Here is a 23417-nt window from a genome sequence, read left to right on the forward strand (position 1 = left end):
CCTTGACGCAAAGCTCTTGATCACCGGGAGGGGTCGGGCAGGGGTGGGGTGGGTGGTCGTGGAAGGGGTTACCTGGGCTGGTGGGGCGGACTAGGCTGCCGCGGCATGAGCAGTGAGATTCCGGCCCGCGCCGACGTCGTGATCGTCGGTGCCGGGCACAACGGTCTGGTCTCCGCGGTCCTGCTGGCCCGGGCCGGCCTGGACGTTCTCGTCCTGGAGGCCGCCGACGTCATCGGCGGCGCGACCCGCACCGAGAACCCGTTCCCGAAGGTGCCGGGGCTGCGCCACTCCACCGGGTCGTACCTGCTCGGGCTGATGCCCCCGGAGCTGCTCGCCACGCTCGACGTACGGATCCCGGTGCTGCGCCGCGACCCGCACTACTTCCTGCCCACCCCGGGCGGCCTCGGCTCGCCGTACCTGCTGTTCGGCAGTGACACCACCGCCACCCGGGCGCAGCTCGCCGAGTTCTTCTCCCCAGCCGACGTGGCCGCCGACGACGCCATGCAGGCCGAGCTGGCCGCGCTGCGGGAAGACCTCGCCCCGGCCTGGCTGGCCGAGCCGCTGAGCGTCCAGGAGACCGCCGAACGGCACGTCCGCCCGGCGCTGCGCCAGGTCTTCGTCGACCTCGTGCAGGGCTCGGTCGCCGACTACCTGGCCCGGTTCGAGTTCCGCTCCGAGCTGCTGGTCAGCATGTACGCGGTCACCGACGGCCTGTCCGGGCTCAACGCCGGCCCGGACGACCCCGGCACCGGTCACAACTTCCTCGTGCACAACATGTGTCGGCTGCCCGGCTCCGGCGGCACCTGGATGATCGCCGAGGGCGGCATGGGCACGGTCTCGCGCACGTTCGCCGAGGCCGCGCGCGCCGCCGGAGCGACAATCCTGACCGGTACGCCGGTGCACGCGGTGACACTGGACGGCGGCGCGGCGAGCGGAGTGGTGCTGGCCGACGGTCGGGAGGTCGCCGCCCGGGTGGTGCTCGGCGCGTGTGACCCGTACCGGCTGATGGACCTGTTGCCCGACGGCGCGCTCCCGGCGCGGCTCGGCGAACGGATGGCGGCGGTCCGCCGGCCCGGCACCACCCTCAAGCTCAACCTGGCGCTCACCGGGCTGCCGCGGTTCTCCTGCCTGCCGGACGGCACGCCGAGCCCGTTCGGCTCGACCATCCACCTGCTGCCCGGGTCGGCGTCGCTGGTCGGCGGGGCGGAGACCTCGCCGATGACCGCGCTGCGCGCCATGTGGGCGGACGTGCAGGCCGGGCTGCTGCCGGCGGAGCCCACCATCGAGTGGTACCTGCACACCACAGTCGACCCGTCGCTCTCCGACGCCGCCGGGCACCACTCGTCGGCGCTCTTCGTCCAGTCCGTCCCCTACGAGTTGGCCGGCACCACCTGGGACGCGGAGCTGCCCGGCTACGTCGACCGGCTGCTCGGGATCGTCGAGCGGTACGCCCCCGGCACCGCCGACCTGATCGCCGACGCGGTGCCGCTGCCGCCGCCGGGCATCGAGGAGCACTTCGGCATCACCGGCGGGCACATCCACCACGTCGACAACACCGTCTCGTTCACCGACCGGATGCCCTACGCCACCGGCGTCGACGGTGTGTACGCCGGCAGCGCCGGCTGCCACCCGGCCGGCAGCGTCATCGGCGCGGCCGGCCACAACGCCGCCCGCCGCATCCTCACCGACCTGGGCCGCTAACCCAGACTCCCGCGATCTTGCACTTTCGGACGTCGCTGTCGGCCATATGCCCCACTTTGCCGCAGCAGCATGTGCAAGATCGCGGTGGTGAGAGGGTCAGATCACGGCCTCGCCAGCGGGGGCGGGGGTTTCCGCGTCTACTCGGTGGGCTCTCACCTTGTGGCCGACGCTGGTCAGGCAGCGGCCAGAGGGCAGGTCGAAGCGCCAGCCGTGCAACTGGCAGGTGAGCTGGTCACCGTCGACAATGCCGAAGCGGGTCAGGTCCGCCTTCAGGTGCGGGCACCGCCGCTGCACCACCCAGTCGCCCAACGTGATGTCCTCGGCGTCGGTGCTGCGTTCGTGCTCGTCGTACCAGCCCTCGGCGTACTGGAGCCGCTCCTCGGAGAGGCACTTGAAGAACGCGTAGACGAACTCGTTGTACTGGCCGATCCGGGCCGCCGAGAACCGGCAGGACAGGAAGAGCGAGTTGACCCAGTCCACCTCGTCGATGAAGAGCAGGTGCTCGATCAACGACCGCTCGGTCCGGAACCGGTAGCGCACCTTCTCGTCCGCGTACGGCCGGACCTCCTTGCCGGGGAAGTCCACCACGATCGACTCGACGCTCTCGCCGTCGTACCCCACCAGGTCGAAACGGACCGGGCCGCCGACCCCCTTGGCCAGGTAGATCGACTCGTCGAGCAGCGGCTCGATCCGACGCTTCATCTCCCCCAGGACGTCCACCTCGGGGTGCCGCCAGGACGCCTTCTCCGCCTCGATGATCGGGCGCTTGCGCTCCCGCATCTCCTCCAGGTGCGCGACCTTGTTCGCGAAGAACTCCTGCACCGGCACCGGGTGGGTGGTGCTCGCGCCCTCGGTGGTGACCTCGGCGACGCTGCCCGGCAGCAGCACGATCCCGTTGGTGCCGCCGACCTTGGCGTACTCCGACAGGAAGACGGACTGGTCGGGGAAGATGTTGCCCTCGTCGCCGTGGATGTCGTTGAACTGCCACAGGGCGTCGTCGAGGAAGCACGGCGGGCCGGCGATCGGGAAGACGTGCGACGCCTTCAGGTCGTCGATGTACCGCCAGGTCCGGTCGAACTGCCGGTCACGCTTCTGCTTGCCGAACGCGGTCTTCGCCGCCTGCGGCAACTCGTAGACCATCGGGTACCAGATCGCACCGGAGAACTGGAGCAGGTGCGCGTGCACGTGCCCCAACTCGGCGAAGACGCTCAGGTCGGTGGGGCGGGCGTCGTTCTGGTTGAGCAGCCGCACACCCTCGTACTCGACCCAGAGCGAGGAGTCGCCGATCGGCCCGTCGGTCGGGCTGGTCAACGCCTGAATCATGATCTTCAGGCCGCCGGGCAGCTCCACCACCTGCTCGTTGGGCGCCTTCAGGAACTTGGTGAAGCCCAGCGCCCGGAACTCGTCCTCCATCTCCGAGGTCGGGAACTCGGGGAGCAGGACCGTTGCGTCCTTGGAGACGAAGTCGCGCAGGTGCTTCGCGTCGAAGTGGTCCCGGTGCAGGTGGGAGACGTACAGGTAGTCGACCTGGCCCAGGCTCTCCCAGTCCAGCAGTGAATTGTCCGGGAACGGGAACCACGACGCGAAGTAGGCCGGGTTGACCCACGGGTCGCACAGGATGCTGCCCGCGGTCGTGTCGATCCGCATGCTGGCGTGCCCGGTTCCGGTCACTCGCACCGCACAGTCCCCCTCAAACAGACAATCAGGTGTACGCCAAACGCTACCGGAGCGAGTCTGACCGCCGCCCCGCGACGCCGGTAGTGCCGTCCAGCCCAGGTGGGGCAGGGCCGATGGCCAGGAAACCCCCACCCCACCGCACCGCGTACGAGGCGTGCCAGACTAACCAAAGATCCGATCGCGAGGGAAGGACCGACAGTGGCAGGAAGCGAGCCGGTAACGTCGCCAGACCAGCACAAGCCCGGGCACCGCAAAGCCGGGCAGATCGGCGCCGTGCTGTCCGCACTGGCGCTGCTGGCGATGATCTGCGGCAACCACGAGGGCAGGGTCGAGGACATCTGGCTGATCGGCCTGGCCGCGCTGCTGCTGATCATCGTGATCGGCGACGTCGTGTTGCGGCGCAGCGGTCTGCGCTCCTGACCGACCCACCGCCGGACGACCGGCCGACGTACGCCGAGGGCCCGCCCCCACCCGGGGGACGGGCCCTCGTCCGTATCGCGTCGGGTCAGCGCCCGAAGAGGATGTCCTGCACGTCCTTGAGCGCAGCGTCGACCTCGGCCTCGAAGTAGCCACCCGGCACCAGGCCGAACCGGAGCGTGTCCAGGTCCTTCGGGTCGACCGGCATCGGGTTGCGGCGCTGCATGCCACCGAGCAGGGTGTCGAAGAACCGGTCCACCTGGTCGGGGTCGTACCCGCTGCCGAACCGGCGCACCTGGAAGCTACGGCGGATCTGGTCGACCCGGTACAGGTCGCTGCCGGGCGGACCGGCCATCGGCGGACCACCCATCGGCGGGCCGGCCACCGCCGGCGGACCGGCCATCGGCGGACCACCCATGCCCTGCTGCGGCAGCGGAGGCGGACCGGCCGGACCACGGCGCATGTCGCGCAGATCCCGCTCCGGCATCCGGATCTCGGCCGTCATGTCGGCGCGACCGTGCCGCCCGGCCTCGAAGCCGTCGAAGCGCGGCTCCTCCGGCGGCGGCGGATAACCGCCGGGCGCGCGCTGGTCGTCGGGGCCGTACCCACCGCGTTGGTCATCCTGGCCGTAGCCGCCGGGTGAGCGCTGGTCGTCCGGGGGGCCGTACCCGCTGGGACCGGCGGGCAGGCCGCGCTGCGGCATGCCGTGGCCACCCATCGGGCCGGGGCCCATCGGGCCACCGGGACCCATCGGCGGGCCGGCCGGGCCACGTGGCGCGTCGTAACCACCGCCGCGGGGGGCGTCGTACCCACCGGCGAAGGCACCGGTCGGCTCGTCGTAGCGGCCGTAGGGCGGGCCGGCCTGAGCGGGCATCGGCCGGGGCGGCATCGGCTGCGGGACCATGCCCCGGTCATCACGCATCGGCGGACCCATCCGGTCCGGTGGGCCCATCCGGTCACCCATCCGGGGGTCGCCACCGCGCCCGGCGCTGTTGCGCTCCTCCAGCTCGGCCAGCTGCCGCTCGACCCGGTCCAGGTGCAGGTCCACCTGCCACTCGTCGTAGCCGTTGAAGCGGACCCGGAAGACGACGTCATGAACCTCCTGGGAGGCCACCGGGGCACCGACCTGTCGGCCGTCGAGCGTCGCCTCGACCCGGTCGAGGAAGGCATCCACCTCGTCGACCTTGTATCCCCGGCGGAGCGCCTTGCGCCGGAAACGCTGACCCTGACTCGCCACTATGTCTCCTGGTCTCGTTCGCCACGCCCGGTCACGCCGGTGCCTCTCCGGCGCGGTCGGTGTTGGTGTCGTTGTCTTCGGCGGCGGCAAGCTGGCCACACGCGCCGTCGATCTCGCGACCTCGGGTGTCCCGAACTGTGGTGGACACCCCGGCGTCGCGCAACCGCCGGACGAACTCCCGCTCGACCGGCTTCGGGCTCGCGTCCCAGCGGCTGCCCGGCGTCGGATTGAGCGGAATGAGGTTCACGTGGGCCAATTTGCCGGCCAGCAGCCGCCCGAGCAGGTCGGCTCGCCACGGCTGGTCGTTCACGTCCTTGATCATCGCGTACTCGATCGACACGCGGCGGCCCGTCCGGGCGGCGTAGTCCCACGCTGCGTCCAGCACCTCGGCTACCTTCCAGCGCTGGTTTACCGGCACGAGTTCGTCGCGCAGATCATCATCGGGCGCGTGCAACGACAACGCAAGGGTCACTGAGAGGTCTTCGCTGGCCAGTCGGTGGATGGCCGGAACCAGGCCGACCGTGGAAACGGTGATGTGCCGCTGGGACAGGCCGAGCCCCTCCGGGGCCGGGCTGACCAGCCGACGGATCGCCGCGATCACCCGGTTGTAGTTGGCCAGCGGCTCGCCCATGCCCATGAAGACGACGCGCGACAGCCTCGGCGGGGAACCCGCCACCACGCCGGAGGCCGCCACCCCGGCCATGTAGACCGCCTGGTCGACGATCTCCGCCGTCGACAGGTTGCGGGTCAACCCGGCCTGGCCGGTCGCGCAGAACGGACAGGCCATGCCGCAGCCCGCCTGGCTGGAGATGCAGACGGTCACCCGGTCCGGGTAACCCATCAGCACGCTCTCCACCAGCGCACCGTCGTGCAGCCGCCAGAGCGCCTTGCGGGTCGCGCCGTCGTCGCAGGCCAGCTCGCGCACCGGGTTGAGCAACGTCGGCAGCAACTGGTCGGCCAGCCGCTCCCGGGTCGCAGCGGGCAGATCGGTCATCGCCTGCGGGTCGCGGACCAACCGCCCGAAGTAGTGGTTGGAGACCTGCTTGGCGCGGAAGGCCGGCTCACCCAGCCCGGTGACCAACGCCTGGCGGCCGGCCAGGTCCAGGTCAGCGAGGTGCTGAGGGGGCATGGAGGCCCGGCGCGCAGCGGGGGCGACCGAGATGGCGGGGATCAGGGGCAGGCTCGTCATGGCTGGTCCAGTGTGTCACGCCGTCGGCGGCGGCTGCCGGTCCGGAGGTGTCGAACGGGCCGCGACCGCCGGAGCCGGATGACCAGGTCGCCGTGATTCATACCTCAGCTCACCACCGGCACGAGGACCGCCAACAGCAGGTATGCCGTCGGCACCGCGAACAGGATCGAGTCCAGCCGGTCCATCAGACCGCCGTGGCCGGGCAGCAGGTTGCTCATGTCCTTCACGCCGAGATCCCGCTTGATCATCGACTCGGCCAGGTCGCCGAGGACGGCCGTGCAGGAGACCGCCACCCCGAACAGCGCGCCCCACCAGGGGGCAACCTCGAACATCAGCCACAGCAGCAACGCTCCACCCAGGGCCGCCGCGGTGACCGAGCCGGCGAAGCCCTCCCAGGACTTCTTCGGGCTGATCGACGGGGCCATCGGGTGACGGCCGAAGGAGACCCCGGCCGCGTACCCACCGGTGTCGGAGAGGACCACCCCGATCAGAGTGGCCAGGATGCGCAGATGGCCATCGCCGGGGGCCGCCGCCAGCAGCGCCGCGAAACCGGCGAGGAACGGCACGTAGACGGCGATCAGGGTGGCCGCTGTGAGATCCCTCTGGAAGCCCGCCGGCCCGTCACCCAACCGCCAGATCATGGTGCCCAGCACGGTGACCAGCAGCCCCAGGCTGAGCGCGTCCGGACCGGCGTACCAGGCCAGACCCACTGTCAACACGCCGCCGGCGATCAGTGGCACCAGCGGCGGGTGCGCGCCGCTGCGCCGTACCGCGCGGGCCATCTCCCAGATGCCGACGGCGACCGCGGCGGCGATCACCGGCAGGAAGGCCAACGGATAGAAGAGCAGCGGCACCACGATCAGCGCGCCGAGGCCGAGCCCGACCCCGATCGCCGCGGGAAGGTTGCGCCCCGCCCGCCCGGTGCCCACCTGCTGGGTGGCCGGACGGTCGAGGCTGGCCCGACGTCGCCCCTTCGACCGTCGACCGGTCGTCGGCGCCTCGTCCGGCACCACGTCGGCCCGGACGGGCGCGAGCTGCTCGGTCGGGTACCCCGGGTCGTCGAAGCGGACGGGAGGGCCGTCGAGACGGCTCGGCTCGTCGAAGCGCCCACGGTCCGGGCCGTCGTACCGGGGCGGCCCCTCCCCCGCGGGAGGTCGGTCCGGGTAGCGGTCACCGCGACCGCGGTCGTCGTACCGGTCGGGTTGGTTGCGGTCGTCGACGTGCCGGTCGCGGTCGTCGAAACGATCGCGCCGGTCCCGGTCGTCGAAACGGTCGTCCGGACGGACCGGGCGGCCACGCTCGTCGTACGGGTCCGCGGGATGCGGGTCGGCGTACGGCCGAGCGTGCGGGTCGGCGTGCAGCTCAGGGCCGGCGGCCGGACGGCGGCTCCACTGGCCGGCCTCCAGATCCTGGTCCGGCCAGGGCAGCGCCACCGGGCGCTCCGGGCGGTCCCAGCCGCGAGGCTCGCTGCCGTAGGGGTCGGGGTGGGACATCACGCACCGCGAAGCGGCACGAGAACCACCACATGACGCAAGACCACAAGCATCCCCTACACGTGCGATGTTCCTCCGATTGACCGCCCCGACGGTCGGTCGATCCCCGGTGTTCACCACCCGGTGGCCGGGAATCCTGCCGAGCCTACTGCACACGCCGGATCGGCACGGCGGACGAGGCACGCCCACGGACGCCACCCGGTCCCGCCGGCCAGCGACGCACACCCATCCGGTACGGCAGACAGCAGCACCAGGACCGTCTGGATCGCCTGCTGACCTATGGAACGAGGCCCGTTCCCGACGTCGGGAACGGGCCTCGAAGCATGGGTCACACCTCGAGCAGCTCGGTTTCCTTGTGCTTCACCAGGTCGTCGACGCTGGCCACGTACCGCTGGGTCAGGTCGTCGAGTTCCTTCTCGGCGCGGCGACCGTCGTCCTCGCCGGCCTCGCCGTCCTTGACGATCCGGTCCAGCTCTTCCTTGCCACGGCGGCGGACGTTGCGGATCGCCACCTTGGCCTCCTCGCCCTTGTGCCGAGCCACCTTGATCATGTCGCGGCGGCGTTCCTCGGTCATCTGCGGGAGCAGGATGCGCAGCTGGTTGCCCTCGTTGTTCGGGTTCACCCCGAGGTCCGAGTCGCGGATCGCCTTCTCCATGGCATTGATCTGCGAGTTGTCGTACGGCTTGATGATGGCCATCCGCGGCTCGGGGACCGCGATGGACGCCATCTGCGTCAGCGGCGTGGGCGTGCCGTAGTAGTCGATGATGACCTTGGAGAACATGGCGGCGTTGGCGCGACCGGTACGGATGGCGCCGAACTCCTCCTTGGCGTGCTCAACCGCACGCTCCATCTTCTCCTCGGCCTCGAGGAGGGTGTCGTCGATCACCGGTCTCCTCGCCTCCTTCTGTGCTCGTGGTGGGCTCTGCTGAAAGTCGTCAGACCGCTGTCGTCGTCGCCGGTCGGCGGGACTCAGGCGGTGATCAGGGTGCCGATCTTGTCGCCACCCACCGCGCGGATGATGGTGTCGTCACCCTGCGCGCCAAAGACCAGCATCGGCAGGCCGTTCTCCATGCAGAGGCTGAACGCCGCCGCGTCGGCCACCCGCAGGTTGCGGCGCAGCGCCTCGGAGAAGGTGATCGAGTCGAGCTTGCTGGCGGTGGGGTCGATCCGCGGGTCGGCCGTGTAGACGCCGTCCACGCCGTTCTTGCTCATCAGCACCACGTCGGCCCGGATCTCCAGCGCCCGCTGGGCGGCCACCGTGTCCGTGGAGAAGTACGGCATTCCGGCACCGGCGCCGAAGATGACCACGCGGCCCTTCTCCAGGTGCCGGATGGCCCGCAGCGGGATGTACGGCTCGGCGACCTGGGCCATCGTGATGGCGCTCTGCACCCGGGTCTCGATGCCCTCCTTCTCCAGGAAGTCCTGGAGCGCGAGGCAGTTCATCACCGTGCCGAGCATGCCCATGTAGTCGGCGCGGGCCCGGTCCATCCCACGCTTCTGCAGCTCCGCGCCGCGGAAGAAGTTGCCTCCGCCGACCACCACGGAGACCTGCACGCCGCGGCGGACCACTGTGGCGATCTGCCGGGCGATGGCCTGGACGACGTCCGGGTCGACGCCGATCGCGCCGCCACCGAAGACCTCACCGGAGAGCTTCAGCACCACCCGGCGGGCACGTCCCGGCGGCGGTGCCGTCGGATCGTCCAGCTCCAGCGTCCGGTCACTCACAACCTGCGTCATCCGCCCCGCCCTTCCCCACGCGCACGCCCCGTGCGGCGCGTACCGCGAACCTGCCGCTGCCGACCCTATGTGACGAGGAGGCCGCGGTGCCTGTCACGTACACCGGCGGCCTCCTCGTTGATGTCTCCTGCTCACGGGCGCCAGCGGCGCCCGGTGGCGGCTCAGGCCTGGCCGACCTCGAACCGCACGAAGCGGGTGACCTCGATGCCGGCCTCGGCCAGCAGCTGCTTCACCGACTTCTTGTTGTCAGAGACGGACGACTGCTCGATCAGGACGAAGTCCTTGAAGAAGGAGTTGACCCGACCCTCGATGATCTTCGGCAGAGCCGCCTCGGGCTTGTTCTCCTCGCGGGCGGTCTGCTCGGCGATGCGCCGCTCGGACTCGACGACCTCAGCCGGAACCTCGTCCCGGGTGAGGTACTTCGGCCGCATCGCGGCGATCTGCATGGCCACACCACGGGCGTCGGCGTCGCCGGCCTCGTCGGTCTTGCCGGTGTACGACACCAGCACGCCAACGGCCGGCGGCAGGTCCTGGGCCTTGCGGTGCAGGTAGACGGCGGTGGTGCCCTCGACCCGAGCGAACCGGTTGAGCACCAGCTTCTCGCCGATCTTGGCGGACTGCTCCTGGATCAGGTCCGCGATGACCTTGCCGTCGAGCTCGGAGGCGAGCAGCTCCTCGGCGGAGTTCACGCCGGCGCGCTCACCGTGCTCGACCAGCTGCTGGCCCAGCGCGATGAACGACTCGGTCTTGGCGACGAAGTCGGTCTCGCAGTTGAGCTCGAGCAGCGCCTTGCCGGAGTGGGCGACCAGGCCGTTCGCGGCCGTACGGCCGGCCCGCTTGCCGACATCCTTGGCGCCCTTGACGCGCAGGATCTCGACGGCCTTGTCGAAGTCGCCCTCGGCCTCGGTCAGCGCCTTCTTGCTGTCCATCATGCCGGCGCCGGTGAGGTCGCGGAGCTTCTTGACGTCCGCGGCGGTGATTTGGGACATGGCTCTCTCTTCGGTGTTGAGACGGCGTGTGGATGGTCAGAGGTGCCGGTTACCCGGATCCGGGCGGATCGTGCCCGGAGTACCGTCGCTGCCCGCCGTTCGCAAAAACGGACGGCGGGGCAGCGACGGTGCGATCACTCCGCGGTGGCGGCCGCCGGCTGCTCGGTGTCGGCCTGCGCCGGCTGCTCCGGGGTGGCGGGCTGCTCGGCGGCAGCGGCGGGCTGCTCGGCCGTGGCGGCCGGAGCGGCCGACTCATCGGCCTTCTTCGGCTCGAGCAGCTCGCGCTCCCACTCGGTCAGCGGCTCGTCGCTCGCGACACCCTCGGGCTTCTCGTCGTTGCCCCGGCGACGGCCGGAACGCGCGATCAGACCATCCGCGACGGCGGCGGCGACGACCTTGGTCAGCAGCTCCGCCGAGCGGATCGCGTCGTCGTTACCCGGGATCGGGAAGTCGACCTCGTCCGGGTCACAGTTGGTGTCCAGCACCGCGATCACCGGGATGCCCAGCTTGCGGGCCTCGTCGACGGCGATGTGCTCCTTCTTGGTGTCGACGATCCAGACCGCGGCGGGAAGCTTCTGCATGTCCCGCAGGCCACCGAGGGTGCGGGTCAGCTTGATCTTCTCGCGGGAGAGCTGCAGCGTCTCCTTCTTGGTGTAACCGGCGGCGGTGCCGCTGAGGTCACCCAGGCCCTCCAGCTCCTTCATCCGCTGGAGCCGCTTGTAAACGGTCTGGAAGTTGGTCAGCATGCCACCGAGCCAGCGGTGGTTGACGTACGGCTGGCCGACCCGGGTCGCCTGCTCGGCAATCGCCTCCTGGGCCTGCTTCTTGGTGCCGACGAACAGGATGCTGCCACCCTCGGCGACGGTCCCACGCACGAACTCGTACGCCTTCTCGATGTACTCGAGGGTCTGGCGCAGGTCGATGATGTAGATGCCGTTGCGCTCGGTCATGATGAAGCGCTTCATCTTCGGGTTCCAGCGCCGGGTCTGGTGCCCGAAGTGGACACCGCTCTCCAGCAGCTGACGCATGGTCACGACGGCCATGGTTGGGGTACTCCTCAAGGTCCCTGGTTGTCACGCCCGGCCGGTGGCCGGGCGTCCTGGCGCCTGGTCGCCGACCCATGGTGGACCCGATCAAGATCGGGACCAGGGAGGCCGTCGCTCCACGACGATTCGTGAAGAGGGCGCGCGAGGTCGACCGCACGAGGCGGTCGCCAGTTGGCCAGTGTACGCCCCTCACCCGTTCAGCCGCCCCGGGGTGCGCGTGGCGTGCTGCTCCGCCGGCTCTTGTCCGAACCGCCAGCCTGACCCGGCCGCTGGCGGCGGGTCAGGCTGGCGGCGGGCCGGGTCAGCCGGCGGCGAGCGCGGCGGCCACGAAGAGCACCAGGCCGACGGTCAGGTAGGCCGTCGGTGGGCGCAACCAGCCCCGGCCGTTGTCGGCGAGCGCCAGACCCCCGGTTCGTAGCCCGTACAGCCCGGTCGCGAAGATCGGCAGCCCGGCGACCAGGGCGATACCCGCCACCACGTTCCCGGCGTCCACCGGGTCGCCGGTCACGCCCGCCAGCAGCACCCGCGACGCGGGAACCTCGAAGACCAACACCAGCAGAGCGAAAAGTACGGCCAGCACCGGTCGACGGGTCCGATAGACGCCGTCGGCGGCCGGCGGATACACCGGCGGCTCACCTGCGGGCAGGTCGGGTCGCGGGCCGATCCCGGGCATCGGGCCGGTCGGCATCTCCAGCGGGTGCGGCGTGTCGCCGCCGCTCCGGGTCGGCTCGATGATCGGGTACCCACCGAGCGGAGCAGGACGCACCTGGTCGGCGAGCACACCGGCCGGCGCTGTCGACGTGCTGTCGCGGGACGTCTCCGGCGCCGCGCTGGTCACCGGAGATCCCGCAGTGGTCGTCTCCCGGGCGGCCCGGCGTCCGGGCAGCTCACCGGAGGTCTCCGAGGGGTCCCGGTCCGCCCGCCGCGATCGGGTGGCCCGGTAACCGTCCGTCTCCGGCCGCGCGGCACCCAGCGGGTCGACCGCGCCGAAACGCCCCGAATCAGCCTCGCTCGCCCCGAACCGACCGGCCTGATCGTCCAGGGCGCCGAAGCGACCCGAGTCCGACTCGGGCGAACCGAAGCGACCCGCGTCGACCGCGCTCAGGCGACCCGAGTCCGACTCGGGCGAACCGAAGCGACCCGCGTCGACGGCGCCGAAGCGTCCCGAGTCCGGCTCGCGGCGGCGGCCGACTCCGGTGTCCTCGACGGAGCGGCTGTCTTCCGCACCACGCTGCTCGGGGATCTCACCGTCCCCGTACCGCGGTTCGCCCGCGCCGCGCCACTCCGACTCGCCGTAACCGCGACCCCGCTCGTCGGGGTACCAGCGCGACTCCTGATCTTCCGGAAAACTCCGTCGTCCGTCCACGTCAGGCACCGTATGCGACCGGCCACTCCCGCGCCATTTCAGCCCGGTCGGCCACGCGCCACCGGTCCCCGGGAGCGCGGGGCACGAGTCGCGCCGAGGTGGCGCCGGTGCCGGCCCCTGCACCGTGATCAAGTGATGGAAAGTAGGTCAGCGGCGGTCCTGACACCTACTTCTCATCACCTGATCATGGTGGCCCGTCGGTGGAGCGCAGCCGGCCGCGCTACCGGCCTCGGTCGGAGGCCCAACGCCGCTAGCACACCGGGGGCATGATCGTCCGACTGTCCACAGCACCCCCGTCGTCCACAGCTGGGCCCCCGCCGGGTCGCGGCGATCACCCTCCGGCGGGCACCGTGCCGGCCATGACGAAGCGGAACCAGGCGGTTGGCGCGTACGGCGAGCAATGTGCGGCCCGGCACCTGACCGAGGCGGGGCTGCGCCCGATCGCCCGAAACTGGCGCTGCCCGGCCGGGGAGATCGACATCATCGCGTGGGACGGGCCCGTGCTCGCCTTCTGCGAGGTGAAGACCCGCCGGGGTGAGGCCTTCGGCACCCCAGCCGAAGCGGTCGTACCGGCCAAGGCCCGCCGGCTGCGAGGGCTCGCCGCGCGGTGGCTGAGCGAGACCGGTACGACCGCCGAGGAGGTGCGCTTCGACGTGCTGTCGGTGCGGCTGCCCGACGCCGGTCCGGCGCAGGTCGACCACCTCAAGGGCGCGTTCTGACATGCGTACCCGGAGGATCGGTGACGCGCCGTGAGCTACGCGAAGGTGCTCTGCGTGGGGCTGGTCGGGGTGACCGGCCACCTCGTCGAGGTGGAGGCCGACCTGGCCGCCGGCCTGCCGGCGGTGGTGATCTCCGGCCTGCCGGACACCGCCCTGCACGAGGCCCGCGACCGGGTTCGCGCCGCCGTGGTCAACTCCGGCCAGCGCTGGCCCAACCGGCGGATCACCCTCAACCTGCTGCCCGCCACGCTGCCGAAGTTCGGGTCGGCCTTCGATCTGGCGATCGCCGCAGCGCTGCTGGGCGGCTCGGGTGAGTTGCCGCTGCTCCCGCTGGAGGGGGTGGTGGTCCTCGGCGAGCTGGGGCTCGACGGGACGGTCCGGCCGGTGCGCGGCGTACTCCCGATGGTCGCCGCCGCAGCCCAGGCCGGCGTCGCACGGGTGATCGTCCCGGTCGGCAACGCCGCCGAGGCCGCCGTCATCCCCGGGGTACGGGTGCGAGCCGTGGACAACCTGCACCGGCTCGTCGCCTTCGTTCGGGACGGGACCCCGCTGATCGAACCACCGGCGGACATCCCGGAGCCGCTGGCCGGTGGGCCGGATCTCGCCGACGTCGCCGGGCAGCAGCTGGGTCGCCGCGCCCTGGAGGTCGCCGCGGCTGGCGGGCACCACGTGGCACTGCTCGGCCCACCGGGCGCCGGCAAGACGATGCTCGCCGAACGGCTGCCGTCGATCCTGCCGGAGCTGGACGACGACGCGGCGCTTGAGGTCACCGCGCTGCACTCGGTCGCCGGGCTGCTGCCGCCGGGTGGTCGGCTGCTGCGTCGCCCGCCGTTCCAGGCGCCGCACCACACCGCGACCGTGCCGTCGCTGGTCGGGGGCGGCTCAGGGCTGGCCCGACCCGGCGCGGTGTCGCTGGCGCATCGCGGGGTGCTCTTCCTGGATGAGGCTCCCGAATTCAGCAAGGGTGCGCTGGAGGCGCTGCGCCAGCCGCTGGAGCACGGCCGCATCCAGCTGAGCCGCAGCGGGGGCGGCACCGTGTACCCGGCTCGCACCCAGTTGGTGCTGGCGGCCAATCCGTGTCCGTGCGCAAAACCGGCCGGCGATGCGCACTGCGAGTGTTCGCCGCTGGTTCGCCGCCGCTACCTGGGAAGGCTCTCTGGGCCGCTGCTCGACCGGATCGACGTCCAGGTGCGGCTGATGCCGGTGCGGGCGGCCGAGCTGATGGCGACCGACGGCAATGTCGAGACCTCGGCGACGGTCGCCGCCCGGGTGGCGGCGGCCCGGCAGGCGGCGGCCGCCCGCTGGGCCGACCTCGGCCGACGGCTCAACGCCGAGGTGGAAGGGCCGCACCTGCGCCGACCGCCGTGGCGACTGCCGGCCGGGGTCACAGTGGAGTTGCGGGGCCGACTCGACTCCGGCTCGCTGTCGGCGCGCGGCTTCGACCGGGTGATCCGGATGGCCTGGACCATCGCTGATCTGGACGGTCGCGACCGACCTGACCAGGACGACGTCCGGGAGGCGCTTCAACTACGGACGGGAGAGGCGACATGAGCGCCGAGGAGGAACGAAGGCTGGCCCGGGTCGCCCTGACCTGGTTGGCGGAGCCGGGCACGCGCGCGGTGCATCACCTGGTCGAACGGCACGGCCCGGTGGAGACCCTGGATCTGCTGCTCGACGGCGGCAGCCCGAACGGCTGGCTGCACACCACTGTCGCCGCACGCTCGGCGGCCGGCGACGCGCGAGCGGTGGCCGCGGAGGCCCTGGACCGGGCGGACCGACTGGGTGCCCGGCTGGTCACGCCGGACGACGAGGAGTGGCCGGTCCAGGTCGCCAGCCTGGCCACGTTGCGACTGCCGGACGTCAGCCGCCGGGTGGACGGTGAGACCGCCCCGCCGCTCTGCTTCTGGGTACGCGGGAGCTGGCCGCTCGGCGAGGCGCTGGATCGTTCGGTTGCCGTGGTGGGGGCGCGGGCGGCCACCGGCTATGGGCAGCACGTCGCGACCGAGCTCGGGTACGGGTTGGCCGAGCGGGACTGGACGGTCGTGTCCGGTGGGGCGTTCGGCATCGACGCCGCCGCCCACCGGGGCGCCCTGACCGCTGGCGGTCTGACCGTCGCGGTGCTTGCCTGCGGGCTGGACCGCCCGTACCCGATGGGCAACGCCGCGCTCTTCGACCGGATCGCCGAGACGGGGCTGCTGGTCAGCGAGTGGGCGCCCGGTGCCGAGCCGCTGCGGCCCCGGTTCCTGATCCGCAACCGGGTGATCGCCGTAGGCACCCGGGGCACCGTCGTGGTGGAGGCGTCGGCGCGCAGTGGCGCGACGCAGACCGCGCGGCGGGCCATCCACGCCAATCGGGTGGCCATGGTGGTGCCGGGGCCGGTGACCTCGGCGATGTCCGTCGGCGCCCACGAGTTCCTGCGCGAGTTCCCCGACAGGGCCCGGCTGGTCACCGGGGTGGCGCACGTACTGGAGGAGGTGGGTCGGATCGGCGCGGACCTGGCCCCGCTGGCGCGTGGACCGCAGCGGGCCACCGACGCGCTGGACGACGACACGTGGTCGCTGCTGGAGGCGCTGCCCCGCCGAGGCGCGATGGGCGTGGACCGGCTCTCCGCCCGCGCCGGCGTCGACCTGCGGACCGCGTTGCGCAAGCTGTCGCTGCTGGAGGAGCTGTCCATGGTGGTGCGTCGCGACGACGGCTACGCCCTCGCCCCGCCCGCCAAACAGAAGCGTGCGGCGGCGGAGACGCCCGGTCGACCTGTCACCTGAGCGGATGCGTCACCGCCGCCCGGTCAGGATGCCCGTGTCCTCTCGCGGTCGGGAGCCCGGCCATCCGAAACTGCCGGTACCGTGCCCGGTCATGGGTGCAATCAAGCCGTGGCACATCAGCGTGCTCTGCTGTCTCGTCGTGACCGTCGTGCTCGTTGTCGGCCTGGTCGTGTTCCTGAGCAAGAGGAACAACCGCCGGTAGTCGGGGGGACGCCGGCACCGTCGTGTCCGGTGACGGCGGCGGCCCGGCCGTAGGCTGGTGCCGTGTCAGCCGTCAGTGAGGGTGCCGGGGCCGAGGAACCGGCCGGTACGTCGGCGCGGCCACGATGAGCCGACCGGACCGGGGCACCCGGGCCATGCACCAGGCACTCCCGCCAGCGTTGCGCGACGCTGTCGACGACTTCGCCGAGCACCTGTCCCGGGTCCGTAACCGGTCGGCGCACACCGTCCGCGCGTACGTCACCGATCTGGTCTCGCTGCTCGACCACGCCGTCCGGATGGGCTGCGTCGACCTCGCCGAGCTGGACCTGTCGGTGCTGCGCAGTTGGCTGGCGAAGCAGCGCACCACCGGTGCGGCCCGCACATCGTTGGCCCGGCGGGCCGCGTCGGCGCGGGCATTCAGCGCGTGGGCACACCGGGCCGGTCTGCTCCCCGCCGACGTGGGCGCCGCGCTGGCCAGCCCTCGCGCGCACCGGGAGCTGCCCAGCGTGCTGCGCGCCGACCAGGCCGCCGCTCTGGTCGAGGCACCGTCCCGGCAGGCACCGCCCACCAACCTGGGGCGCACGGACCCCACGCTCACCAACCAGGCAGGCGCCGACGCAGAGCGGACGGACGCGGCGGCCGGGCCGGCGTCGGGTGCAACGGACGGGGCCGAGGCGGTGCCGCTGCGGGACCGGGTGCTGCTGGAGCTGCTCTACGCCACCGGCGTACGGGTCAGCGAGGCGTGCGGGTTGGACGTCGGGGATGTCGACCACGGCCGGCGGGTGATCCGGGTGTTCGGCAAGGGCGGGCGGGAGCGCTCGGTGCCGTACGGGGTGCCCGCCCAGCGGGCGTTGGACGACTGGCTGCGCCGGGGCCGCCCGGTGATGGTGGGCGCCCGCTCCGGCGACGCGCTGTTGCTGGGTGCCCGGGGTGGTCGGCTCAACCCGACGACCGCACGTCAGATCGTCGGTGCGTACGCCGAGACCGCCGGGCTGCCCCGGACCAGCCCGCACGATCTGCGCCACTCCGCGGCCACCCACCTCCTGGAGGGTGGCGCCGACCTGCGCGCCGTGCAGGAGTTGCTCGGCCACTCGTCGCTGGCGAGTACGCAGATCTACACCCACGTCTCGGTCGAGCGGCTACGTGCCGCGTACCGGCAGGCGCACCCGCGCGCCTGATGAAGGACCGCGAGGCGCACCCGCGGGCCTGATCAAGGGCCGGAGGGCGCGAGCGTGGCGGTTACGATCATCAAGTGAGCGTCCCGAATCCTCCTGAGCCGATCCCGGGCGCCCGGCTGCTCTTCTCCCTGGACCCGGCGGTCAGCCACCTCAACCACGGCTCGTTCGGCGCGGTGCCGATCGGCGTGCAGCGCGCCCAGCAGCGGCTGCGCGACGAGATGGAGGCGAACCCGCTGCGCTTCTTCACCCAGGGGCTGGTCGACCGGATCGCGCACACCCGCCGGCACCTCGCCGGGTTCCTGGGCGCCGACCCGGACGGCAGCGCCCTGGTGGGCAACACCACCACCGGCGTCGCCGTGGTGCTCCAGTCGGTGGGCCTTCAGGCCGGCGACGAGGTGCTGAGCACCGACCACGGGTACGGGGCGGTGAGCCTGGCCATCCAGCGCGAGTGCCGCCGCACCGGAGCGGTCAGCCGGGTCCTGCCGATCCCCCTGGCCGCCACCGACGAGCAGATCGTGCAGAGCGTCCGCGCCGGCCTGCGCCCCGGGCGGACCCGGCTGCTCGTCGTCGACCAGCTCACCTCGGCCACCGCCAAGCTCTTTCCGACCGCCGCCGTCGTCGGCGTGGCCCACGAGCACGGCGTGCCGGTCCTGGTGGACGCCGCGCACGCCCCGGGCATGCTGCCTACCCCGGTGGGCAGCATCGGCGCGGACTTCTGGGTGGGCAACCTGCACAAATGGGCGTACGCCCCGCGCGGGACCGCCCTGCTGGCGGTGGCACCGCAGTGGCGGGACCGGATCGAGCCGTTGGTGGTGTCCTGGGAGCAGGAGTCGGGTTTCCCGGCCCGGCTCGAGTGGCAGGCGACGCTCGACTACACGCCCTGGCTGGCCGCCCCGGCGGGCCTGTTCACGATGCGCAGTCTCGGCGTCGACCGGGTGCGGGCGCACAACGCGGCGCTCGCCGCGTACGGCCAGCGGGTGGTGGGGGACGCCCTGGGGGTGGCTCCCGCCGATCTGCCCGACCCCGGCGGACCGGGGGTGGCGTTGCGCCTCATCCCGCTGCCGGCCGGCACGGGCACCACTATCGACGCGGCGCGGGCGTTGCAGGCGCGGATCGGTGAGCGGCTCGCCGCCGAGGTGGCGGTGATGAGTTGGAGCGGCCGGGGGTGGCTGCGGCTCACCGGCCAGGTCTACAACGCCGCCGACGAGTACGAACGGCTGGCCGCCCGGCTGCCGGCACTGCTCGCCCAGCGCTGACTCGCCGCGTGGGAGCGGACGTCGGGACCGGACCGGCCGCGAGCGGACACCGAGACCGGAGCGACCGGGAGTAGGCGCACCGGGCCGAGGCCGAGCAGGGCCAGCGGGTCGAGATACTCATCACCCCGACGTAGGCCCCAGTGCAGGCACGCCTCGGCCGGGCACCCCGGATGCCCGGGCAGCAGTTCGCCCAGCGGCGCGCCGGCGGTGACCGGCTGACCGGGGCGCACGGCGGGTTGGACCGGTTCGTGGGTGGTCCGCAGCCCGTCGGCGTGCCCCACGGTGACCACCGGTCGACCGGCCACCAGGCCGGCGAAGAGCACTGTGCCCGGCCCGGCGCTGCGGATCACCGCTCCGGCCGGGGCGGCCAGGTCGACGCCGCGATGGCCGGGCAGCCACGGTCGCGGCGGCCTGTCGAACCGGCGCATCGGACGGGGTGGCCCGTCGACCGGCCAGCGGAACCGCCCGGCGGGCGGCGGGTCGGCGACCGGCACGGCCAAGGCCGCGCCCGGCACGGTCGGGTCGGCGACCGGCTCCCCCAGGGCCGCGACCGGCACGGTCGAGGTCGGGGGTTGGCCGGGCACCGCCGCTAGCAGCACCGCCAGCCCGCAGAGCTGGACGGTCAGTGCGAGGGGGAGCGCGGCGCAGAGCAACACCGTGCGGCGGATCGAACGGACGGATGGCTGTCGCATGACGGCAGCCTCCCGCCGACGCGGGGTTCTCCGCCGGCCCGGCCGACGGGGCTGTGGACAACCGGAGGTGCTGTGGACGACCACCCGACGCCCTCGATGATCTGCTATGCCCCCGGGACGGCGGGACGCTGTCCACGGCCCGCCGCGCGAGCACTGGCCGTACCTTCGGTGCCGTTTTCGGGCCGCCACCGAGGGCCTAGGCTGGGCCGCGTACGGCGGGTGCCGCCGTCTGTACCGGGGAGGCCGCATGACCACTCTCGATGACCGGACGTCGTCCCCCACCGGGCCCACGGTGGCCGAGGTGAGCGGCCCGTCCCGGCTCGCGGAGCCGGAGGAGACGATCAGCGCCGAGGAGTTGCAGCTCGCGGCCCGCAACCACGGCATCCCGCTGGAGGCGCTGCGCTACGACGTCACCCCGGCCGGGCTGCACTACCTGCTCATCCACTACGACATCCCGGAGCTCGACCCGGCGGCGCACACGTTGACCATCGGCGGCGCGGTGGACCGTCCGTTGACGGTCACCCTCGCCGACCTGCGCGAACGGCCCCGCGTCACCCGGCAGGTGACACTGGAGTGCGCCGGCAACGGGCGGGCCCTGCTGCACCCCCGGCCGGTCAGCCAGCCCTGGCTTGTCGAGGCGGTCGGCAACGCGGAGTGGACCGGCACTCCCCTCGCTCCGCTGCTGCGGGAGGCGGGCGTCGACCCGGACGCGGTGGACGTGGTCTTCACCGGGGCCGATCACGGTGTGGAACGTGGGATCGAGCAGGACTACCAGCGGGCGCTTCCGGTCGCCGACGCGCTGCGCGAGGAGGTGCTGCTGGCGTACGAGATGAACGGCGCTCCCCTGCTGCCGCAGCACGGTGCGCCGCTGCGGCTGATCGTGCCGGGCTGGTACGGCATGGCGCACGTGAAGTGGGTCCACTCGATCGAGCTGCGGACCGAGCCGTTCGAGGGGTACCAGAACGCGGTGGCCTACCGGGTACGCCGCGACGCCGCCGACCCGGGTGTGCCGGTCACCCGCATCGAGCCGCGGGCGCTGGTCCGCCCGCCCGGCTTCCCGGACTTCATGTCCCGCCGTCGGGTGCTGCGACCCGGCCCGTGCACGCTGGATGGTCGGGCCTGGTCGGGGCACGCCCCGGTGGTCGCTGTGGAGGTGACCACCGACGGCGGGCAGAGCTGGGCGCCGGCCGAGCTGGACCCGGCGAACGCGGGGGACTTCGCCTGGCGGCGCTGGCGGCACGAGTGGGTGGCTACCCCCGGCTGCCGGTACGTGCTCGGCGCGCGGGCGACCGACGCGTCCGGGCGGACCCAGCCGGTCGAGCAACAGTGGAACCGTGGTGGCTTCGCCAACAACATGGTGCAGCGGGTCGAGGTCGTGGTGCCGGCCGAGTGATCGGCGGCGGGGGTCACGCCACGGATGGGGGACCCGTGGCACGGCCCGGCGGCTCGGGTGCGCTCAGCCGCCGAAGCCGGAGTCGGCGGGCAGTGAGATGTCGGGCTTCTCCAGCTCCTCGACGTTGACGTCCTTGAAGGTCATCACCCGGACGTTCTTCACGAAGCGGGCGGGACGGTACATGTCCCACACCCAGGCGTCGTGCATCTCGACCTCGAAGTAGACCTCGCCGTCGGAGTTACGCACGTGCAGGTCGACCTGGTTGGCCAGGTAGAACCGACGCTCCGTCTCCACCACGTAGGAGAATTGGCGGACAATGTCGCGGTACTCCCGGTAGAGCTGCAGCTCCATCTCGGTCTCGTACTTCTCGAGATCTTCCGCGCTCATCGCACTCCGCCTTCCATGGCCACATCTTCCCCCACCGGCGTCGGAGGCCGAGGCTGCTCGCCCAACGCCACGCCGACGGTACCCCCTGACGCCCACGAGCGCTCCATCGGCTCATCCGAGCCGTGGCCGCCGGGCCGTCGGGCGCGCGGCGGCCGGCCGTCGCGGCCGGAGACCGCTGCGACATTGACGTACGAGAACCGGTGCTCCCGGCACGGCCCGTGCTCCCGCAGCGCCGCCGAGTGCTCCGGGGTGATGTAGCCCTTGTGCTCGGCGAAGCCGTACGCCGGGAACACCCCGTCCAACTCCACCATGAGCCGGTCCCGGGTGACCTTGGCCAGCACACTGGCCGCCGCCACACACGCGGCCACCCGGTCGCCCTTCCACACCGCCAGCCCGGGCACACCCAGGCCGTCCACGCCGAACCCGTCGGTCAGCACGTACTCCGGGCGGGTGGTGAGCGAGGCGAGCGCCCGGCGCATCGCGGCCAGGTTGCACACGTGCAGACCCCGGGCGTCGACCTCCTCGGCCGGGATGACCACCACGGCGTACGCGAGCGCCCGGTCCACGACCTCCGCGTACACCCGTTCCCGGCTGGCCGGGGTGAGCAGCTTCGAGTCGGCCAGCCCCTCGATCTCGCCGCGTCGCCCCTCGGGCAGCACCGCCGCGGCGGCGACCAGCGGACCGGCACACGCCCCCCGGCCCGCCTCGTCGGCGCCGGCGACGTGCCGGAAGCCACGCCGCTGCAACGCCCGCTCCAGGGCGTACAGGCCGGCCTCGCGGCGCACCACGGTGCGCGGCGGGGTCAGCACGACGCCTCGCCCTGGCCGGCGGCGGTCGACTGCCCCAGCCGGGTCAGCAGGGCGGGCAGTTCGGGCGGGTAGAACCGGTCACCGCTGGCCGCCAACTCGTCCGGAACCCACCAGCGGTGGTCGGCGATGCTGCGTCGCTCGATGTCGTTGAAGCCCGTGGTGTCCACCCGCCAGGAGTCCACCTGGAAGAGGAAGAAATCCTGCTCCTGGCGGTACCAGATGCCGTCGAAGGAGAACTCGGTCGCGTCGGACCAGACCGGCTCGCCCAACTGGGCCGGGTCGAGCCGCAGGCCGGTCTCCTCGGCCAACTCCCGGGCCGCGCCCGCCGCCGGGGACTCCGACGGATCGAGCCCACCGCCGGGGGTGAACCAGTATCGGTGCCCGGGTCGGGCCGGGTCGAAGCCCTCGAACAGCAGGACCCGGCCGGCCGCGTCGACGAGCAGCACGCGGGCCGCGCGTCGAGGGGTGTAGACGGTCACCGCACCAGCCTGCCAGACCGAGGACGGATCGCCCACGCCCCGTCGGCCTACGGTTTGGGAATGCCGTCGAACCCGTCGGGCACCGTCAGCCAGGTGGCCCGGTTGACCGGCCAGAAGACTGTGAACGCCCGCCCGACCACGTCGTCCTCGGGGATGGTGGCCTCGGTGATGTTCTGCTGGGACTGCTGCCAGTGCTCCAGTGAGTCGCCGGAGGCCGACCGGTGGTCGCCCATCACCCACAGCCGGCCCTCCGGCACGGTGATGTCGAACTCCTGGTCGGCGGCCTTGTCACGAATCCCGTCCATGGAGAAGATGTACGGCTCGTCCAGCGACTTGCCGTTGATCATCAGCCGTTCCTCGGGGTCGCAGCAGACCACGTGGTCGCCGGGGATGCCGATCACCCGCTTGATGAAGTCCTCACCGTCGGGGTTACCGCTCCACGCGGTCGGAGCCTTGAACACGATCACCTCGCCGCGGTGCGGTGACCGGAAGTCGTAGACCAGCTTGTTGACCAGCACCCGGTCATCGATCTTGAGAGTGTTCTCCATGGACGGGGAGGGGATGAAGAAGGTCTGCAGCACGAAGGCGCGGACCAGCACCGCGACCAGGATCGCCACACCCAGCAGGATCGGCAGCTCCTTCCAGAAGGAGCTGCGCGGCTTGTCGGTCTGCTCGTCAATCACGCC

Annotated in this window: 21 protein-coding genes and 1 pseudogene; 8 read left to right on the top strand and 14 right to left on the bottom strand. The window is 72.2% G+C overall.

Going from position 1 to position 23417, the window contains the following annotated elements; all coding sequences use genetic code 11:
* The first annotated feature begins 105 nt into the window (after window positions 1-105).
* Window positions 106-1701 carry an NAD(P)/FAD-dependent oxidoreductase gene (locus tag KBX08_RS16260; protein WP_210784353.1) on the top strand — a complete coding sequence of 532 codons (1596 nt, stop codon included), beginning with the start codon at window positions 106-108 and terminating at the stop codon, window positions 1699-1701.
* Window positions 1702-1797: 96 nt separating this feature from the next.
* On the opposite strand, the gene KBX08_RS16265 is transcribed toward KBX08_RS16260, so the two are convergent.
* On the bottom strand, window positions 1798-3378 hold the full coding sequence (locus KBX08_RS16265) for a Rieske 2Fe-2S domain-containing protein (RefSeq protein WP_112731558.1): 1581 nt from the start codon (window positions 3376-3378) through the stop codon (window positions 1798-1800).
* A 198-nt stretch (window positions 3379-3576) separates the two neighbouring features.
* Between KBX08_RS16265 and KBX08_RS16270 the strand changes: the two genes are divergently transcribed.
* On the top strand, window positions 3577-3798 hold the full coding sequence (locus KBX08_RS16270; protein WP_091400308.1) for a DUF2631 domain-containing protein: 222 nt from the start codon (window positions 3577-3579) through the stop codon (window positions 3796-3798).
* 85 nt (window positions 3799-3883) lie between these two features.
* Here KBX08_RS16270 and KBX08_RS16275 read toward each other — a convergent pair whose 3' ends face one another.
* From KBX08_RS16275 to KBX08_RS16310, 8 genes and pseudogenes are all read right to left on the bottom strand, one after another.
* On the bottom strand, window positions 3884-5032 hold the full coding sequence (locus KBX08_RS16275) for a DivIVA domain-containing protein (RefSeq protein ID WP_210784354.1): 1149 nt from the start codon (window positions 5030-5032) through the stop codon (window positions 3884-3886).
* A gap of 31 nt (window positions 5033-5063) precedes the next feature.
* Window positions 5064-6221 carry a 23S rRNA (adenine(2503)-C(2))-methyltransferase RlmN gene (gene rlmN, locus KBX08_RS16280; protein ID WP_091400305.1) on the bottom strand — a complete coding sequence of 386 codons (1158 nt, stop codon included), beginning with the start codon at window positions 6219-6221 and terminating at the stop codon, window positions 5064-5066.
* 104 nt (window positions 6222-6325) lie between these two features.
* A complete protein-coding gene (locus KBX08_RS16285) occupies window positions 6326-7714 on the bottom strand; it encodes a phosphatidate cytidylyltransferase (protein ID WP_210784355.1) in 1389 nt (462 codons plus the stop codon).
* A 328-nt stretch (window positions 7715-8042) separates the two neighbouring features.
* A complete protein-coding gene (frr, locus tag KBX08_RS16290; RefSeq protein WP_203149044.1) occupies window positions 8043-8600 on the bottom strand; it encodes a ribosome recycling factor in 558 nt (185 codons plus the stop codon).
* A gap of 83 nt (window positions 8601-8683) precedes the next feature.
* Entirely contained in the window at window positions 8684-9451 is a 768-nt protein-coding gene (pyrH, locus tag KBX08_RS16295) for a UMP kinase (protein WP_030487501.1), read from the bottom strand.
* Window positions 9452-9612: 161 nt separating this feature from the next.
* On the bottom strand, window positions 9613-10440 hold the full coding sequence (gene tsf / locus KBX08_RS16300; RefSeq protein ID WP_091400300.1) for a translation elongation factor Ts: 828 nt from the start codon (window positions 10438-10440) through the stop codon (window positions 9613-9615).
* Between the two features lie 134 nt (window positions 10441-10574).
* A complete protein-coding gene (gene rpsB / locus KBX08_RS16305) occupies window positions 10575-11483 on the bottom strand; it encodes a 30S ribosomal protein S2 (protein ID WP_210784356.1) in 909 nt (302 codons plus the stop codon).
* Window positions 11484-11787: 304 nt separating this feature from the next.
* Window positions 11788-12889, bottom strand: a pseudogene (locus tag KBX08_RS16310) (hypothetical protein).
* Between the two features lie 322 nt (window positions 12890-13211).
* Here KBX08_RS16310 and KBX08_RS16315 point away from each other — a divergent pair.
* The 5 genes from KBX08_RS16315 (at window position 13212) to KBX08_RS16335 (ending at window position 18971) form a co-directional block, all read left to right on the top strand.
* The gene (locus tag KBX08_RS16315; protein WP_210784358.1) at window positions 13212-13571 is read left to right on the top strand and encodes a YraN family protein; all 360 of its coding nucleotides are present in this window, start codon (window positions 13212-13214) and stop codon (window positions 13569-13571) included.
* Window positions 13572-13601: 30 nt separating this feature from the next.
* Entirely contained in the window at window positions 13602-15122 is a 1521-nt protein-coding gene (locus KBX08_RS16320; protein WP_210784359.1) for a YifB family Mg chelatase-like AAA ATPase, read from the top strand.
* Complete coding sequence (locus KBX08_RS16325) at window positions 15119-16336, top strand: DNA-processing protein DprA (protein ID WP_210784360.1); 1218 nt, start codon at window positions 15119-15121, stop codon at window positions 16334-16336. The genes KBX08_RS16320 and KBX08_RS16325 overlap by 4 nt, the downstream gene beginning before the upstream one ends.
* A gap of 326 nt (window positions 16337-16662) precedes the next feature.
* On the top strand, window positions 16663-17715 hold the full coding sequence (locus KBX08_RS16330) for a tyrosine recombinase XerC (RefSeq protein ID WP_210784361.1): 1053 nt from the start codon (window positions 16663-16665) through the stop codon (window positions 17713-17715).
* A gap of 74 nt (window positions 17716-17789) precedes the next feature.
* Complete coding sequence (locus KBX08_RS16335; RefSeq protein ID WP_210784362.1) at window positions 17790-18971, top strand: aminotransferase class V-fold PLP-dependent enzyme; 1182 nt, start codon at window positions 17790-17792, stop codon at window positions 18969-18971.
* Here the strand turns inward: KBX08_RS16335 and KBX08_RS16340 are convergent.
* Complete coding sequence (locus KBX08_RS16340; protein ID WP_247669503.1) at window positions 18905-19597, bottom strand: M23 family metallopeptidase; 693 nt, start codon at window positions 19595-19597, stop codon at window positions 18905-18907. The two genes, KBX08_RS16335 and KBX08_RS16340, sit on opposite strands and share 67 nt — an antisense overlap.
* A gap of 313 nt (window positions 19598-19910) precedes the next feature.
* Between KBX08_RS16340 and KBX08_RS16345 the strand changes: the two genes are divergently transcribed.
* Window positions 19911-21056 carry a sulfite oxidase gene (locus KBX08_RS16345; RefSeq protein ID WP_210784364.1) on the top strand — a complete coding sequence of 382 codons (1146 nt, stop codon included), beginning with the start codon at window positions 19911-19913 and terminating at the stop codon, window positions 21054-21056.
* A gap of 63 nt (window positions 21057-21119) precedes the next feature.
* Here KBX08_RS16345 and KBX08_RS16350 read toward each other — a convergent pair whose 3' ends face one another.
* From KBX08_RS16350 to lepB, 4 genes are read right to left on the bottom strand one after another with little or no spacing between them, the layout of a single operon-like run.
* Window positions 21120-21443, bottom strand: coding sequence for a DUF2469 domain-containing protein (locus tag KBX08_RS16350; RefSeq protein ID WP_007075222.1), 324 nt, complete (start codon window positions 21441-21443; stop codon window positions 21120-21122).
* Entirely contained in the window at window positions 21440-22252 is an 813-nt protein-coding gene (locus KBX08_RS16355; RefSeq protein WP_210784365.1) for a ribonuclease HII, read from the bottom strand. Before KBX08_RS16355 ends, KBX08_RS16350 begins: the two co-directional genes overlap by 4 nt.
* Window positions 22246-22731 (bottom strand): NUDIX hydrolase, encoded by a 486-nt coding sequence (locus KBX08_RS16360; RefSeq protein WP_210784366.1) that lies wholly within the window; start codon window positions 22729-22731, stop codon window positions 22246-22248. The genes KBX08_RS16355 and KBX08_RS16360 overlap by 7 nt, the downstream gene beginning before the upstream one ends.
* A 47-nt stretch (window positions 22732-22778) precedes the next feature.
* Window positions 22779-23414, bottom strand: a complete 636-nt coding sequence (gene lepB / locus KBX08_RS16365) for a signal peptidase I (RefSeq protein ID WP_210784367.1) — start codon at window positions 23412-23414, stop codon at window positions 22779-22781.
* Window positions 23415-23417 lie beyond the last annotated feature (3 nt).

Source organism: Micromonospora sp. H61 (assembly GCF_018070325.1).
Classification (GTDB): domain Bacteria; phylum Actinomycetota; class Actinomycetes; order Mycobacteriales; family Micromonosporaceae; genus Micromonospora; species Micromonospora salmantinae.